Raw genomic sequence first — 15,462 nt, forward strand, 5'->3', positions numbered from 1 at the left:
GGGCAAGCCCGCTCCTACGTGCGTGGTAGGAGCGGGCTTGCCCCGCGATGCTGACTTCTGCCTCCCAGCGCACGAACAGCCTGGCGATTTTCATCGCCAGCACTGCCCCCAGATACCTCTCCTCGCGCAAGCCGCTCACGACAGCTTCACCTGGCCAACCCCATACCAGTCCAGGCGACGGGTCAGGACCATGAACACACCCAGCAGCGCGAACAGCAGCAGCGAACCCATCAGCAAAGCGTAATCCTCGGCCGTCAGCAGACCGTAGAGCATGCCGTAGAGCATCGCCAGGCCCAGGGCAAAGCCCATGCCGCGCAACACGCTGTGCAGCACGTGGCACAGGTAGAAGCCGATCAGCAACACACAGCCGCTCGCCGACAAGGCATAGGCCATGGCAAAGCCCAGGTGTTCGGACAACGACAGCAACAGCAGATAGAAGAATGCCAGGGCCACGCCCACCAGGCCGTACTGGATCGGGTGCACGCTCAGGCCCTTGAGCACTTCGAAGAGGAAGAAGCCGGCAAAGGTCAGGGCGATGAACAGCAGCGCATATTTGATCGCCCGCTCGCTCTTGAGGTACTGGTCCACCGGGTCGATGAAGCTGACCCCGAAAGCGCGACCGTTGAAGGCATTGCACTTGTCGTTGACCACGCACTGGGTCAGGGCGTCTTCGAGGTTGGTGGAGAAGAACGAGGTCTGCCAGCGCGCCGAGAAACCACCGGCATCGATCTTGCGGCTGACCGGCAGGTAGTTGCCGTCAAAGCTCGGATGCGGCCAGTTGGCGGCCATGGCCACGCTGGTGCTACGCCCTACCGGCACCACCTGCAGCTGCTCGGTGCCTTGCAGGCTGAGGTCGAAGGCATAGTTGAGCACGCTGGCGACCTTGCCATCGACACCGGGCAACAGTGCGTGCACACCACCACTCATCCAGCCCAGCTTGGTGCCGGCGGCAAAGTCCAGGCGCTGGTCGTTGAGCTGCAGTTGCAGGCCTTTTTCGATGCCGCGGATGTCGCTGATACCGACGACCAGGAACGCAGGTTCGAAGCGGTAATCCTCGAAGTCCTCGGTAATGCCCCAGTTGGCCGGGATCTCGAAATGGCCGTTGATGTGGCTATTGGCGTGAAACAGGCGCGCTTCGTAGATACCGCGCGAACGCAGCTCGGTGTCGATGCTGGCATTGAGGTCGAAGGTTTCCGGGAGGAAATACAAATGACCGTTGACCTGGCTGATTTCCTGGAAGCTCTTGCCCTCTTCGGTCTTCCAGCGCCGTTCGATCTTGCGGTACGGCACCACCAGCATCGGCCCGGTAATCTGCTGGGCGAAGCTTGAGCTTTCGGCAATGTCGCGCACCACGCGATCGCGTTGGTACTGACGGTCCTGGATCAAGCCGCCGATCATGAACAACGGGATCAGCAGCAATACGATCAGAAAGCCGATCACGGCCAGTTTGTAACTCAGTTTGCGGTGCATGGACAGGACTCCGGTTTCGATGGGCAGAGTCTGCGCAAACGAAATGGAGCCCTTGGGGACTTATGTGGAGTCTGTGTGCAGACTCTGTGAAGTTTTCAGCCCAGGCGCTTGGCCGGCAGCCACAACCGTACGCGCACGCCGTCCTCGACGTTGGCCACTTCCAGCGCGCCACCATGCAACTGCATCACCTCTTCGACGAAATTCAGCCCCAGGCCGGTGCTCTTGCGCCCACTGAACGGTCGTGGCAGCGAATAGAAGCGCTCGCTGAGCCGGCCCAGGGCGTAGTCCGGAATCGACTCGCCCTGGTTGAACAGGCTCAAGGCCACGCGGCCATCGCCGTGCTCCAGCTCGAACACCAGCAAACCGCCTGGAGGGGTGAAGTCCAGGGCGTTGTCGAGCAGATTGGCGATGGCCTGGCGCATCAGGAACGGGTCACACAGCAGGCGCGCGGCCGCGGGCAGACGCTGACGCACCTGCAGCTCGGCGCTTTCGATCCGCGCGCCCTGGGCCAGCAGCAACTCGTCGACCAATGCTGCCAGCGGCACCTGTTGCTGTTCTTCCAGCGCTTGCATCTGCTCGACCTGAGCCAGGTTGAGCAGGCGTTCGATCAATTGCTGCATACGTGCGCTTTCGCTTTCGATATTGCCGGCAAAACGCTGGCGCTGTTCGTCGCTCATCGGCCCCTGGAGCAGCTCGCTGGCGCCGCGAATCGCCGCCAACGGGCTTTTCAGCTCATGGGTCAGGGTGTGCACATAGCGCTCGACGTAATCCTTGCCTTCAAGCTGGGTGCGCATGCGCTCCACCGCCGCCGCCAGTTGCCACAACTCACCCCCGCGATAATGCGGCAGCGCCGTGCGCTCGCCTTCACTGACCGCCTGGGCGTAGCGCGTCAGGCGGCGCAGCGAGCGCGCCAGCCACCACGACAATGCCGCGCCCACCAGCAGGCCAAGGCCGATCAGGCCCAGGCCGAGGTACAGCAGGCGCCGCTCGGAGCGGTCGATATAGGGTTGCAGCGATTTGTTCGGCTTGGCCACGGTGATCACGCCGATGATCTTGCCGTCATCGAGGATCGGCGCCGCCACGTGCATCACCGACGAATCCGGATCGTCCGGGTTGCTGCGAGTCGAGCGTGCACCGTATTGGCCGCGCAGGGTCAGGTAGACGTCGTTCCAGCGCGAATAGTCCTCGCCTACCGCCACGCCGGCCGAGTCGAGCAGCACTTTGCCCTGGGCATCGGTGACATAGATGCGGTGGTTGACCTGGTTCTTCGACAAGCCCCAGATATCGGCCTTGGGCTGGCGCTGGCCGTAGGCGCGCAGCAGCACCGGCAAACGGCTCTGGCCAAGGGTGCCGGCCTTGACGTCGTCGTGGAGGATTTCCGCCAGCAGGTTGGCGGTGTCGACCAGGGTTTCTTCGGTGGACTGACGCACACCGGGGCGGATCTGCTCGCGCACAGTGCTGAGGATGAAGTAGCCGGTCAGCCCGACGAACAGGAAGTACACCAGGAAAATCCGGATCCCCAGGCGCATCAGCTATGGCTCGGGCTGTAGCTGTAGCCCAGGCCGCGGTGGGTCTGGATCGGCTCGGCGTCGGCAGCCACCGCACGCAGCTTGGCGCGCAGGCTCTTGATATGGCTGTCGATGCTGCGCTCGTAGCCGGCATCGGCGGCGACCCCGACGGCATCGAGCAGTTGCTCGCGGCTGAACACCCGCTCCGGTTGCTCCAGCAGGCTTTGCAGCAGGCGAAACTCGTGGCGGGTCAGGCTCAGGGCCTGGCCACGGTAGTGGATCTGCATGCGCAGGGTATCGACCTGGAACAGCTCGGCGGCGCTCACCACAGGTTCCGCGCGCGGCGCCATGCGCTTGAGGATCGCCCGCACCCGGGCCGCCACTTCGCGAGGGCTGAAGGGTTTGACCACGTAATCGTCGGCGCCGATTTCCAGGCCCACCACCCGATCGATTTCGCCATCGCGAGCGCTGAGGAACATCACCGGCACCTCGCTGAAACGGCGCAGTTGCCGGCAGGTTTCAAAACCGCTGATGTCCGGCAGGCCAATGTCGAGGATGATCAGGTCGGCCGGGCGCTGGCGTTGCTGCTCCAGCGCGGCGCTGCCCAGGGTCACCCACTCGGTGCTGTGACCGTCGCCTTGCAGGGCGAAAATCAGCGTATCGGCGATGGCCGCTTCGTCTTCGACAATTAAAATGTGGGGCATCTGGAGCGGCAAGCCTCAAGCGACAAGCTTCAAGAAGAAGCGGATCGCGTGAAGTTACACTGAACCGCTTTTTCTTGCAGCTTGTCGCTTAAAGCTTGCAGCTAGTGAGCTGCTCAGCAGCTCGGCTTGTCTGCGGTAAAGCGCCGCGCCGGGTTTACCGCCGCCTTGAACTCGCGCAGCGCCTTGGCACCGATCAGCAACGGGTAATTGAAACTGCTGCGGTCGGTCAGGTTGACCTCGACGGTGCGTTTCACGTCGCCCAGGCACAGTTCCAGGTCGACCACCGGGCGCTTGCTGATCTCGGCGCCCTCGCCGTCTTCGTCTTCATCGGCGCGGTTCTTGATCTTGCTGATGCGCGCCAGCTTGTGTTCATAGACCTTGCCGTCGGCGTCCTTGGTGGCGACCCGAAAGCGCACCCACTCTTCGCCGTCACGGGTGAAGGTTTCGATGTCCTTGGCCGACAGCGAAGCGGTCAGCGCGCCGGTGTCCATCTTGGCCTTGAAGGTCTGGCCACCGACTTCCGGCAGTTTGATGTATTCGTAGCGGCCATACAGGGTCGGCTCGGCGGCCAGGACCGGCAGGGCTAACAGGGACAGCAGTGCAAGTACCGATTTCACAGGATCCGCTTCCTTGAGATAAGACAGTGTTTAGACTGCGAAGGCAGGATAGGTTCGCGCCAATAGCTTATTCAACACAATGTGAAACATTTGTCCGGCGGGAGCAGATCGGAGCATTTGGCGTACGCCGACCGGGTGCTTATCATTGCCGACCGCTTACTTGAATATAAGAGCTTTCTTATGCGCCGCTTGCTGACGGGCATTCTTGTGACCTTGCTGTTGCTGCTCAACACCCTGGTCCTGATCGGCCCGCTGATGGTCTTTGCCCTGCTCAAACTGGTCCTGCCCGGCCGTTACCGCGACTATGCCTCGTGGGCGGTGATGTGGATCGCCGAAACCTGGGCCGAAATCGACAAACTGATCTTCCGCCTGTGCATCCCGACCATCTGGGACGTGCGCGGCGCCGCCGACCTGCGCCTCGACACCTCGTACCTGGCGGTCAGCAACCACCAGAGCTGGGTGGATATCCCGGCGCTGATCCAGGTGCTCAACCGGCGCATACCGTTCTTCAAGTTCTTCCTGAAAAAGGAGCTGATCTGGGTACCTTTGCTGGGCCTGGCCTGGTGGGCCCTGGACTACCCGTTCATGAAGCGCTACAGCAAGGCCTTCCTCGACAAGCACCCCGAGCTCAAGGGCCAGGACCTGGAAATCACCAAGGCCGCCTGCGAGCTGTTCAAGCGCCAGCCGGTGACCGTGGTCAACTACCTCGAAGGCACGCGGTTCACCGAGGCCAAGCGCGCCGCCCAACAGTCACCCTTCAAGCATCTGCTCAAGCCCAAGGCCGGCGGCGTGGCCTTCGTGCTGGCGGCGCTGGGCGAACAGCTCGACGCCCTGCTGGATGTCACCATCGTCTACCCCGGCGACAAGGCCCCAGGGTTCTGGGACCTGCTCAGCGGCAATTTGCCCAAGGTGATCATCGACATCCAGGTACATGAGCTGGACCCGGCACTGTGGAGCGGCGACTACGAGAACGACCCGGTGTTTCGCCAGACCGTGCAGGACTGGGTCAACCAGCTCTGGCACGCCAAGGACGCCCGCATCGAGGCCTTGCGCGCCGAGCTGCGCTGATCAGTCGATGATCGCGTGGGGCAGAAAGCGGCTGCTGTCCTTGGTGATCAGCGAGTTGTCTTCGCGAATGCCGATGCCCGCCGGCAGGTCGCCGACCACCCAGCTGCCGATCACCGTGTAGCTGTCGCCAAAGCGCGGCAGCGCCTGGAACTGCTGGATGATGCTCGGCCCGCCGCCATACGGGCCATCTTCGACCACCCGCTTGCCACTGCCGGTGTGGATCTCGATGTTGGCGCCTTCGCGCGAGAAGAACGGCTTGCGCACCCAGCCCTTGTCGAGGGGCGCGCCCGGGGTTTGCTCGATGAACGCCGGCAGCAGGTTCGGGTGGCCCTGGTGGCGTTCCCACAGCAGCGCCAGCATGCCCTTGTTGGAAAGGATCGCCTTCCACGGCGGCTCGACGAACAAGGTACCGCTGGTGGCGATCGCCGGGCCGTAGGGGTCATGGAAGATGTCTTCCCAGGGGTAGAGTTTGAACAGGCTCGGGATCGGTGCGCCAACATCATCGACAAATCGCCCGCCGCGGCTCAGGCCGATGTCTTCCATGTCTACCAGGCGCGCATCGAGCCCGGCGCCGAGGGCGATATCGCGCAGGTATTCGACGGTGCCGCGGTCTTCGATCGAGTCTTTCACCGAAGAAAAGTAGAACGGCGTGGCAAAGGTATTGGCACCCATCACCTGGGTGAGTTTGTCTTCCAGGCTGTTGAACTGGTCGGCGTCGGCCGGCAGCATGCCGCGCTGCATCTGCTGCTCCAGCCACAGGTACTGGAAGAAACTGGCTTCGTAGAGTGACGTCGGCGTGTCGTAGTTGGCCTCCAGCAGCTTGGCCGGGCCCTTGCCGTCGTAACACAGGTCCATGCGCCCGTAGAAATGCGGGTGGCCGTCGCGCCACGAGCGGCGGATCAAATCGAAGTACGGTGCCGGGATCGCCAGGCGCTCGAGCAGCTCTTCACTGTCGACCACCTCGGCCACCAGCGCCATGCACAGCTCATGCAGTTCGCGGGTGGGCTCTTCAAGATCGTCTTCGATCTGCCGCAGGCTGAACTGGTAATAGGCCGACTCGTCCCAGTAGGGCTCGTCGCCGAAGGTGTGGAAATTGAAACCGAACTGCTCGGCGGTGGCACGCCAGTCCGGGCGCGGGGCGATGGAAATTCGCTTCATCTGCAATCCTCAGGTGCTGTAGCCGCGTAGCGACGAGCGGCTGTTGAACCCGTTGCTATCCAGGGTCAACCAACGCGTCGAGCCATAGCTGTTACCGCCGAAAACACGCAATTGGGCAGGCGCCACGTCAGCTCTGCCCTGTTCACTCAATGCACTGCTGACAAACGCCTCGCGGCCCTTGCGCGCCCGGTACACAGGCTCCGCCAGGTAACGCGGTGCGGCATCGACATAGCGCAGGCTGGTCCAGTGCGCCTGGTCGATCGGCACCCCGTCGTCATAGACCTGGCGCTCGGTGGTCAGGTTGAAACCGTCCATGGCCGGCAGAAAAAAGCCGTTGCCCTCGACCTGCTGGCAGCGCTCAAAGCGCAGCTGGCAGGCGTTGAGGTCGTCAAAGCGCGGCGCGTGGGCATAGTGCAGCTGCTGCGCGACATCCCGTGCCTCATTGCACGCTTCAGCGCGGGTGCCACTGCCAATGCACTGCTGCACCCCTTGATGGTGACGCACCTCGCTATACGGCTTGATTGCCGCCACCTGGTTGTCGCAGGCACTGAGTACCAGCGGCAGGCTACCCAAGGCCAGCAGGCGCAGGGATTTGCTGCGTTTCATCGGCTGACCTCGTTCAGGAAGCGAAGCCGCCACGCCCCGAAGCACGCGAGACAAAACCGTTGTGGGTACCCACCGCGAACGGCCGGGCCGAGCTGATCAGCTTGTTAGTCTGGGCCATGGGGATAATCGCCGGATGGGCGCTGCCCACGTGCGCCGGGTCGCTGCCGGCAACGGCGCTACCGCCGCCACTCGCCGCCGCATGCTGCGCGGCTTCGCTGAACGGCTGCGAGGCCGGGTGCGAGGTGTCCAGGCCGGCGTAGTAATTGTGATTTGCCACTTGCTCGGTCAGGGTGCTGACCTTGAACGCATTGCGCCCGTCGCGCTCGTGATAGATCGCCTCGGTCGAATAGCGCGCATCGGTGTCGGTGTACTCGTAATAGCGACGACCGCCGCCGGAGCCGCCGCTCGACGATGAGCTGTTGGTCGACGAACTGCTGCTGTTGTCCTCATCGTCGGCGTACACCTGGCGTTCGGTGGTCAGGGCAAAGCCTTCCATCGGCGGCACGTAGTTGTTGGCGTAACGGCGAAAATCGCACTTGAAATAGACTGCCTCACAGGCCTCGGCGGTCAAAAAGCGCGGGACGTTGGCGGCATGGTGGTTCTGCGCGGCGACCCAGGCTTGCTGGCACACCTGGCGCGGCTTGCCGTCCATGACGCAATAGTCGACGTCCTGGTAGCGCTTGGTTTCGCTGATGATTTTGGTCGGCCGGTCGCCACAGGCGGACAGCACCAGCGGCAGGCTGCCGAGGGCGACCAGGCGAATGGTTTTGCTGCGTTTCATTGTCGATCGTCCCTGATCAGGCGGCGGGGGTCATGCAGGCGGCGTTGAGCAGGCCAATACCAATGGACACGGCGGCCAGCAAAATGGCCGAGGCGGTTTCCTGGCGGGCAACCCGTTCAGCCATGCCTTTGACGCAGCGGTTGACCACCACGAACGCCAGCAACTGCACCACTGCGGCAATCAGCGCCCAGAGCAGGAAGTCGAGCAGCGAAATCGAATGGGAAATGGCACTGGCCACCGGAATCGCAAAACCGATCAAGGCACCGGCCAGGGCAATGGCGGCGGCATTGTTGCCTTCGCGGATCAAGCGCAATTCGTTGTAGGGGGTCAGGCGGGTGTAGATGAATGCGTAGAGGCCGAACAGCACGGCGGCGCCGAGCATGTAGACCACAAAGCCGAGCACGGCGTCGGCAGGCAAAGACATCTTCAGGGCGTCCATGAACATGGCGAATCACACTTCCTTGTAAAACGGGGCGGGACATATAGCACACCGCCCCGCCCGCGCAAATAGCTGGCTTACACGGAAGGCACGCCCGCCCCTGTGCCCCACAGGCTGCCCAGGCTCTGCAACAGCGAGCCGCCGACGCCTTGCTGGCCCAAGTACTGCAGGATCAACGGCGCGAACTGGCCGATCATGCCGGTGTCCATGCCCAGCGCGCTGAAGGCGTTGTTGAGGTCATTGGTGTCTTTGACATTACCCAGGGCATTGCTCAGGGCCGAGGACTTGTCGCTCTTGCCCAGCAGCGTGCCCAGACCGTTCAAACCGCCCAGGGCCTTCTCGCCGGAAAGCAGGTCAAGGCCGGGCACGGCTTTGCTCAGTTGCTCGTAATCGCCGCTGTTGAGCTGATTCTTGGCCAGGCCCAGCAATGCGCCGGTGCCGCCGATGGCTTGTTCGGGGGTGACTTTCAGTTCGCTGCCGAGGGTATTGAGCAGGTTCGCCGAAGCAGCGGGGGCCTGTACCGCGGCATCGCCGCTGTTGCCCTTGGCGGCGTTGTAGACATTGGCCGCGTCATTGAGGCTGAAGCCTGCGAATACCGGAGTGGCAGCCAGGGCCACCAGGGTGACCAGTGCGAAACGTTTCATCGAAATACCTCGTCAGCCGTTAAGGCAGGGAAAACGAGGTTTCGACCTTGTGGGCGGGGGATTGTTCCCTTGTAACCGGTGGAAGCGGGCTTGCCCCGCGATGCGATGTGACTGACAGACCTCTATCGCGGGGCAAGCCCGCTCCCACAGGCACAGTGGGAGCGGGCTTGCCCCGCGATGTGTTTAGGCAGCGCTGAACAGCTTGTGCGGGTCGATGACGAATTTCTTCGGCACGCCGGCATCGAACTCGCCATAGCCTTCAGGCGCCTGGTCGAGGCTGATCACCTGCACACCCACCACTTCGGCAATGTTGATGCGGTCCCACATGATCGCCTGCATCAGTTGGCGGTTGTATTTCATCACCGGGGTCTGCCCGGTGTGGAAGCTGTGCGACTTGGCCCAGCCAAGACCAAAACGGATGCTCAGGCTGCCGATCTTCGCCGCGGCATCCACCGCGCCCGGGTCTTCGGTGACGTACAGGCCAGGGATACCGATCTTGCCGGCAACCCGCACCACGCCCATCAGCGAGTTGAGCACGGTGGCCGGCGCTTCGTGCTTGGCACCGGCATGGCCGTGGCCCCGGGCTTCGAAGCCCACGGCATCGACCGCGCAGTCGACTTCCGGCTCGCCCAGCAGGTTGGCGATCTGCTCGTGCAGCGGGGTGTCCTGGGACAGGTCGGCAATTTCGAAACCCTGGGCCTTGGCGTGGGCCAGGCGCACCGGGTTGACGTCGCCGACGATCACCACCGCAGCGCCCAGCAGGCGCGCCGACGCCGCTGCAGCCAGGCCCACCGGGCCGGCACCGGCGATGTACACCGAGCTGCCCGGGCCAACCCCGGCCGTCACCGCGCCGTGATAGCCGGTAGGGAGGATGTCCGACAGGCAGGTCAGATCGCGGATCTTCTCCATGGCCTTGTCGCGGTTCGGCAGTTTCAGCAGGTTGAAGTCGGCGTAAGGCACCAGCACATATTCGGCCTGGCCGCCGGTCCAGTCGCCCATGTCGACATAGCCGTAGGCACCACCGGCACGGGCCGGGTTGACGGTGAGGCAGACGCCGGTGTGCTGCTCTTTGCACGAGCGGCAGCGGCCGCAGGCGACGTTGAAGGGTACCGAAACCAGGTCACCGATCTGCAGGTTTTCGACGTCCCTGCCCTTCTCGATGACTTCGCCGGTGATTTCATGGCCCAGCACCAGGCCGACCTGGGCCGTGGTACGGCCACGGACCATGTGCTGATCGGAGCCACAGATATTGGTGGAGACCACCCGCAGGATCACCCCGTGCTCGATCTTGCGACCGCGCGGGTCCTGCATTTTCGGGTAGTCAATCTTCTGCACCTCGACCTTGCCAGCGCCGAGATACACCACACCACGATTACCAGACATGCTTTCACCTCGCTAAAGTTTGTTGTTATGTAGCGGTGCAAAGTGCGCTGCCCGTAGGCGGCGCTGTGTTACTGGAATCTGTTTTTGCCTTGAAGGCCTCATCGCGGGGCAAGCCCGCTCCTACCGGTGTGGGAGCGGGCTTGCCCCGCGATGGCGGCCGTCAGAGCACTACCGTCCGGTTGGCGTTGAGGAACACCCGCCGCTCGATGTGATAGCCCACCGCCCGCGCCAGGGTCAGGCACTCGATATCACGGCCCTTGGCGATCAGGTCTTCGGGGTAATGGCTGTGGTCCACCGCCTCGACGCCTTGGGCGATGATCGGCCCTTCGTCGAGGTCGTTGTTGATGTAGTGCGCGGTGGCACCGACCAGTTTCACGCCCTTGTTGTAGGCCTGGTGGTAGGGCTTGGCGCCCTTGAAGCCGGGCAGCAGCGAGTGATGGATGTTGATCGCCCAGCCGTCGAGCTTGCGGCACAACTCGGGCGACAGCACCTGCATGTAGCGGGCAAGGATTACCAGCTCGGCGCCGGACTCTTCGATCACCTGCAGCACCTTGCGCTCCTGCGCCGGTTTGTCATGGGGGTCGAGGGCGAAGTGGTAATAGGGAATGCGGTGCCAGTGGGCCAGGGGCTCTAGGTCCGGATGGTTGGAAACCACTGCCACCACGTCCATGCTCAACTGGCCGATGCGCTGGCGATAGAGCAGATCGTTGAGACAGTGATCGGCCTTGGAGACCATGATCACCACTTTCGGTCGGTGCTTGGGCGCGGTCAGCTCGAACAGCATGCCAAACGCCGCGCCGCGCTCGGCCAGGCCTGCGCGAAAGCTGGCCTCGTCGAAATCATCCGGCTGGCGGAATTCCACGCGAATGAAAAAGCGCCCGGACAGCCGGTCATCGAACGAGTGGTGCTCGGTAACGTAGCAGTGCTGCTCGAACAGGTAACGCGTCACCGCGTCGACCGTGCCGAGCAGGCTCGGGCAGTCGGCGGTGAGAATCCAGGTGTCCGGTGCACGACTCATGGCATTGCTCCTTAAGCCTGAATGCTCAGGCCGTATTCGGCGGAAGCGTCCTGCAGCCACAGCCACCAGTAGTCGGAGAAACTGCGGCGGATCAGCAGCTCCCAGGTTTCTTCACCGGTGCGGCGGATCACCAGTTGCGACTTGGCGAACACCGTGCCGACGGCCTTGCCCACCGGAAAGTTGTTTGGATGTACATCGTAGCTGGTGGATTTCATCAGCACGTCGCGCACGTTGGGGCCGCTCAGTTCCAGAACGGTTTGCCCGCCACTGACGTTGACGATCTGAATGTGCAGGCCATCGAGGGCGTCGCGCAGCTTTTGCTCGACGGCAAATTCCTCACCGCCGGGGACGATCAGCAGCCATTCATCCGGGCCCAGCCACTGCAGCGACATCTCGCCGTTGGCGACCACGGTCAGGGCCACCGGCAGCTCCAGGCCCAGGGCCTTGAACACACCGCCGGCAAAGGCCGGGTCCTTGCCATCGCCTCGCAGGGTCAGGTGGCCGAGGAGTTTTTTCTCGCGCAGGGTTACCCCGGCGTTTTTGCGACCCTTGCCGATCAGGCTCGGCAGGTCGGCGTGGTGCAGCGGCGTTTCAGCCTTGGCGTCGTTGCCGGGGCGTTGCTGGTAGACGTTGATCGTGCTCATTACACACCTGCCTTGAATTCTGTGGACCTGGTAACGCGATCCCTGTGGGAGCTACATCACGCCGGCGTTAGATGTTCTGCCGTTCACCCTTCGGATCGAAGAACACCGAAGAACAGATCTCGGCCTCGATCACGCTGCCATCGGCCTGGGGCGAGTAGACCCGTTCGCCGATGCGTTTGAGCCCGCCCTTGACCACACCCATGGCAAACGAATAGCCCAGGGAGTTGCTGGCGTAGCTGGAGGTGACGTGACCGACCATGTCCATCGGGATCGCTTGTTTCGGGTCGAACACCAGTTGCGCGCCTTCCGGCAGCCACTTGTTGGGGTCGACCGGCTTGAGCCCGACCAGCTGCTTGCGGTTCTCGCGCACGCAGTCTTCGCGGTTCATCCCGCGCCAGCCGATCCACGAAAACGGCTTGGTGCGGCCAACACACCAGCCCATGTTGAGGTCGTCCGGGGTCATCGAGCCGTCGGTGTCCTGGCCGACAATGATGAAGCCCTTCTCGGCGCGCAGTACGTGCATGGTTTCGGTGCCGTACGGGGTCAGGTTGTATTGCTTGCCGGCAGCGACGATCTTCTCCAGCACGCCCATGGCGTAGTTGGCCTGGACGTTGACTTCATACGACAGCTCGCCGGTGAACGAGATACGGAACACCCGCGCCGGCACACCGCCGACCAGGCCCTCCTTCCAGGTCATGAACGGGAAGGCGTCCTTGTCCAGGTCGATATCGCTGACTTCGCTGAGCAGCTTGCGGCTGTTGGGGCCCGACAGGGTCAGGGTCGCCCAGTGGTCGGTGACCGAGGTGAAGTACACTTTCAGGTCCGGCCATTCGGTCTGCTGGTAGATCTCCAGCCACTGCAGCACCCGCGCCGCGCCACCTGTGGTGGTGGTCATGATGAAGTGGTTGTCGCCGACACAGGCGGTGACGCCGTCGTCGAAGACCATGCCATCTTCTTTGCACATGAGGCCGTAGCGGGCCTTGCCAACATCGAGCTTGGTCCAGGCGTTGGTGTAGATGCGGTTGAGGAATTCGCGCGCGTCCGGGCCCTGGATGTCGATCTTGCCCAGGGTCGAGGCGTCGAGCAGGCCGACGCTGTCACGCACCGCCTTGCACTCGCGAGCCACGGCGGCATGAATGTCCTCGCCGTTGCGCGGGAAGTACCAGGGGCGCTTCCACTGGCCGACGTCTTCGAATTCGGCGCCGTTCTTCACATGCCAGGCATGCAGGGCAGTAAAGCGTACCGGCTCGAACAGGTGCCCGCAGTGGCGGCCCGCCACCGCGCCGAAGGTGATCGGCGTGTAGTTGGGGCGAAACATGGTGGTGCCCATTTCCGGGATGGTGATGCCCATCGAACGGGCGGCAATCGCCAGGCCGTTGATGTTGCCCAGCTTGCCCTGATCGGTACCAAAGCCCAGCGCGGTGTAGCGCTTGACGTGCTCGACCGACTCGAAGCCTTCGCGGGTAGCCAGTTCGATGGCGGCGGCGGTGACGTCGTTCTGCTGGTCGACGAACTGCTTCGGCGCCCGTGCAGTGTTCTTGTCGTGGGGCACCTGGAACAGCGCCACGGTTGGTTCCTCCTGGCGTGCCAGGACTTTCGGAATCACCCCCAGCACCGCCTTGAAACCGGCTTCGGTGGCGGCGCGCACGCCGCCTTCAAAACCATCGGCGAGGGTGTCGGCAAGGGCGAACACACCGTTGATGCCACCCACGCACACGCGTTTTTGCGGTGCTTCACCGGGTACGAAACCGAGAATGTCTTCACGCCAGACCGGTTTGCCGCCCAGGTGCGAAGCCAGGTGCACCACCGGGCTGTAGCCGCCGGAGGTGGCTACCAGGTCGCAATCCAGCCACTCGCCGGGGCTGCTGACCTTATGCGCCTTGACGTCGATGGCGGCAACCCGGGCTGCAGTCACGTGCTTGCTGCCGCGCGTCTCGATCACCGCACTGGAGGTGAGGATGCGAATGCCCTTGGCCCGCGCCTCTTCCACCAACGAACCGCGCGGGTTGTGGCGGGCATCGGCGACGGCGACCACGTTCAGGCCGGCGTCGTGCCAGTCCAGGGCTACGCGATAGGCGTGGTCATTGTTGGTCGACAGCACCAACTTGCGCCCCGGCGCCACGCCATAGCGGCGCACGTAGGTCGAGACCGCACCGGCGAGCATGTTGCCCGGCACATCGTTGTTGCCGTACACCAAAGGCCGCTCGTGGGCGCCAGTCGCCAGCACCACACGCTTGGCGCGTACCCGGTGCATGCGCTGGCGCACCTGGCCGATCGGCGCGCGATCGCCCAGATGGTCGGTCAGGCGCTCGTGAATGGTGAGGAAGTTGTGATCGTGGTAGCCGTTGACCGTGGCCCGTGGCAACAGGGTGACTTCCGGCAGTGCCTTGAGCTCGGCCACCACTGCCGCAACCCAGTCGGCGGCCGGCTTGCCGTCGAGAGTCTCACGGCTGTCGAGCAGGCTGCCGCCGAACTCTTCCTGTTCATCGGCGAGGATCACCCGCGCGCCGCTGCGGCCAGCCGCCAGGGCTGCGGCCAGGCCGGCGGGGCCGGCGCCGACCACCAGCACGTCGCAGTGGTGGTTCATGTAGTCGTAGCTGTCCGGGTCGTTCTGCAGCGGCGCACGGCCAAGGCCGGCGGCTTTGCGGATGTACTTCTCGTAGGTCATCCAGAACGACTGCGGGTACATGAACGTCTTGTAGTAGAAACCCGGCGGCATCAGCTTGCCGCCGACCTTGCCGAGGATGCCCATGACGTCGTTGTTCACATTCGGCCAGCCGTTGGTGCTGGTGGCCACAAGGCCGGCGTACAGCGCCTGCTGGGTGGCGCGCACGTTGGGCACCTGGGTGGCTTCGGTGGCGCCGATCTGCAGGATGGCGTTGGGCTCCTCGCTACCTGCGGCGATGATCCCGCGGGGGCGCGAGTACTTGAAGCTGCGCCCGACGATGTCGACGCCGTTGGCCAGCAGCGCGGCGGCCAGGGTGTCACCGGCAAAGCCCTGGTAGGTCTGGCCGTTGAAGGTGAAGTTCAAGACTTTGCTGCGATCGATACGACCGCCGTTGGACAGGCGATAGACCTGGCTCATACCTTTTCTCCCTGACCACTGACTGCCAACTGCGGGCTGGTGTTCTTGCCGGTGACCTGCGGCTTGGCGCCGATCGGATAGGTTTCGAGAATTTCGTAGGTCAGCGTGTCACGCGTGGCGTTGAAATACTGGCGGCAACCAGCGGCGTGAATCCACAGCTCGTGGTGCAGGCCACGGGGGTTATCGCGAAAGAACATGTAGTCGCCCCACTCCTCGTCGGAGCAGGCGTTGGGGTCCAGCGGCCGGGGAATGTGCGCCTGGCCTGCGGCGTGGAACTCCTCTTCGGAGCGCAGCTCGCCGCAGTGGGGACAGAAGATATGCAACATGGGGATTTCTC

General features: G+C 63.4%; 15 protein-coding genes. 1 reads left to right on the forward strand and 14 read right to left on the reverse strand.

Annotated features, from left to right (window positions below):
- Positions 1-135: 135 nt before the first annotated feature.
- From creD to LOY22_RS24715, 4 genes are all read right to left on the reverse strand, one after another.
- Positions 136-1,470, reverse strand: a complete 1,335-nt coding sequence (gene creD / locus LOY22_RS24700; protein WP_045199151.1) for a cell envelope integrity protein CreD — start codon at positions 1,468-1,470, stop codon at positions 136-138.
- Between the two features lie 95 nt (positions 1,471-1,565).
- Positions 1,566-2,999, reverse strand: a complete 1,434-nt coding sequence (gene creC, locus LOY22_RS24705; protein ID WP_093378787.1) for a two-component system sensor histidine kinase CreC — start codon at positions 2,997-2,999, stop codon at positions 1,566-1,568.
- On the reverse strand, positions 2,999-3,682 hold the full coding sequence (gene creB / locus LOY22_RS24710) for a two-component system response regulator CreB (RefSeq protein ID WP_045199148.1): 684 nt from the start codon (positions 3,680-3,682) through the stop codon (positions 2,999-3,001). The genes creC and creB overlap by 1 nt, the downstream gene beginning before the upstream one ends.
- A gap of 113 nt (positions 3,683-3,795) precedes the next feature.
- Complete coding sequence (locus LOY22_RS24715; RefSeq protein ID WP_195885188.1) at positions 3,796-4,299, reverse strand: ATP-dependent zinc protease; 504 nt, start codon at positions 4,297-4,299, stop codon at positions 3,796-3,798.
- Positions 4,300-4,479: 180 nt separating this feature from the next.
- Between LOY22_RS24715 and LOY22_RS24720 the strand changes: the two genes are divergently transcribed.
- A complete protein-coding gene (locus tag LOY22_RS24720; RefSeq protein WP_045199146.1) occupies positions 4,480-5,367 on the forward strand; it encodes an acyltransferase in 888 nt (295 codons plus the stop codon).
- On the opposite strand, the gene LOY22_RS24725 is transcribed toward LOY22_RS24720, so the two are convergent.
- From LOY22_RS24725 to LOY22_RS24770, 10 genes are all read right to left on the reverse strand, one after another.
- On the reverse strand, positions 5,368-6,525 hold the full coding sequence (locus LOY22_RS24725) for a glutathionylspermidine synthase family protein (protein ID WP_258595187.1): 1,158 nt from the start codon (positions 6,523-6,525) through the stop codon (positions 5,368-5,370).
- Between the two features lie 9 nt (positions 6,526-6,534).
- Positions 6,535-7,131 carry a DUF1190 domain-containing protein gene (locus tag LOY22_RS24730; RefSeq protein ID WP_093378773.1) on the reverse strand — a complete coding sequence of 199 codons (597 nt, stop codon included), beginning with the start codon at positions 7,129-7,131 and terminating at the stop codon, positions 6,535-6,537.
- A 13-nt stretch (positions 7,132-7,144) separates the two neighbouring features.
- Positions 7,145-7,912 carry a DUF1190 domain-containing protein gene (locus LOY22_RS24735; RefSeq protein ID WP_045199141.1) on the reverse strand — a complete coding sequence of 256 codons (768 nt, stop codon included), beginning with the start codon at positions 7,910-7,912 and terminating at the stop codon, positions 7,145-7,147.
- Between the two features lie 16 nt (positions 7,913-7,928).
- Positions 7,929-8,357: a DUF350 domain-containing protein gene (locus LOY22_RS24740; protein WP_093378770.1), complete on the reverse strand. Its 429-nt coding sequence runs from the start codon at positions 8,355-8,357 to the stop codon at positions 7,929-7,931.
- A 71-nt stretch (positions 8,358-8,428) separates the two neighbouring features.
- Positions 8,429-8,995: a DUF2780 domain-containing protein gene (locus LOY22_RS24745; protein ID WP_045199137.1), complete on the reverse strand. Its 567-nt coding sequence runs from the start codon at positions 8,993-8,995 to the stop codon at positions 8,429-8,431.
- A 183-nt stretch (positions 8,996-9,178) separates the two neighbouring features.
- Positions 9,179-10,378: a formaldehyde dehydrogenase, glutathione-independent gene (gene fdhA / locus LOY22_RS24750; protein ID WP_045199135.1), complete on the reverse strand. Its 1,200-nt coding sequence runs from the start codon at positions 10,376-10,378 to the stop codon at positions 9,179-9,181.
- Between the two features lie 160 nt (positions 10,379-10,538).
- Positions 10,539-11,396 (reverse strand): formyltetrahydrofolate deformylase, encoded by an 858-nt coding sequence (purU, locus tag LOY22_RS24755; RefSeq protein WP_093378767.1) that lies wholly within the window; start codon positions 11,394-11,396, stop codon positions 10,539-10,541.
- Positions 11,397-11,407: 11 nt separating this feature from the next.
- Positions 11,408-12,040 carry a sarcosine oxidase subunit gamma gene (locus tag LOY22_RS24760; protein WP_213603045.1) on the reverse strand — a complete coding sequence of 211 codons (633 nt, stop codon included), beginning with the start codon at positions 12,038-12,040 and terminating at the stop codon, positions 11,408-11,410.
- Positions 12,041-12,107: 67 nt separating this feature from the next.
- Positions 12,108-15,125 (reverse strand): sarcosine oxidase subunit alpha, encoded by a 3,018-nt coding sequence (locus tag LOY22_RS24765; protein WP_213603043.1) that lies wholly within the window; start codon positions 15,123-15,125, stop codon positions 12,108-12,110.
- Positions 15,122-15,451, reverse strand: coding sequence for a sarcosine oxidase subunit delta (locus tag LOY22_RS24770; RefSeq protein WP_045199126.1), 330 nt, complete (start codon positions 15,449-15,451; stop codon positions 15,122-15,124). Before LOY22_RS24770 ends, LOY22_RS24765 begins: the two co-directional genes overlap by 4 nt.
- Positions 15,452-15,462 lie beyond the last annotated feature (11 nt).

It is taken from the genome of Pseudomonas sp. B21-035, from assembly GCF_024748945.1.
GTDB lineage: Bacteria > Pseudomonadota > Gammaproteobacteria > Pseudomonadales > Pseudomonadaceae > Aquipseudomonas.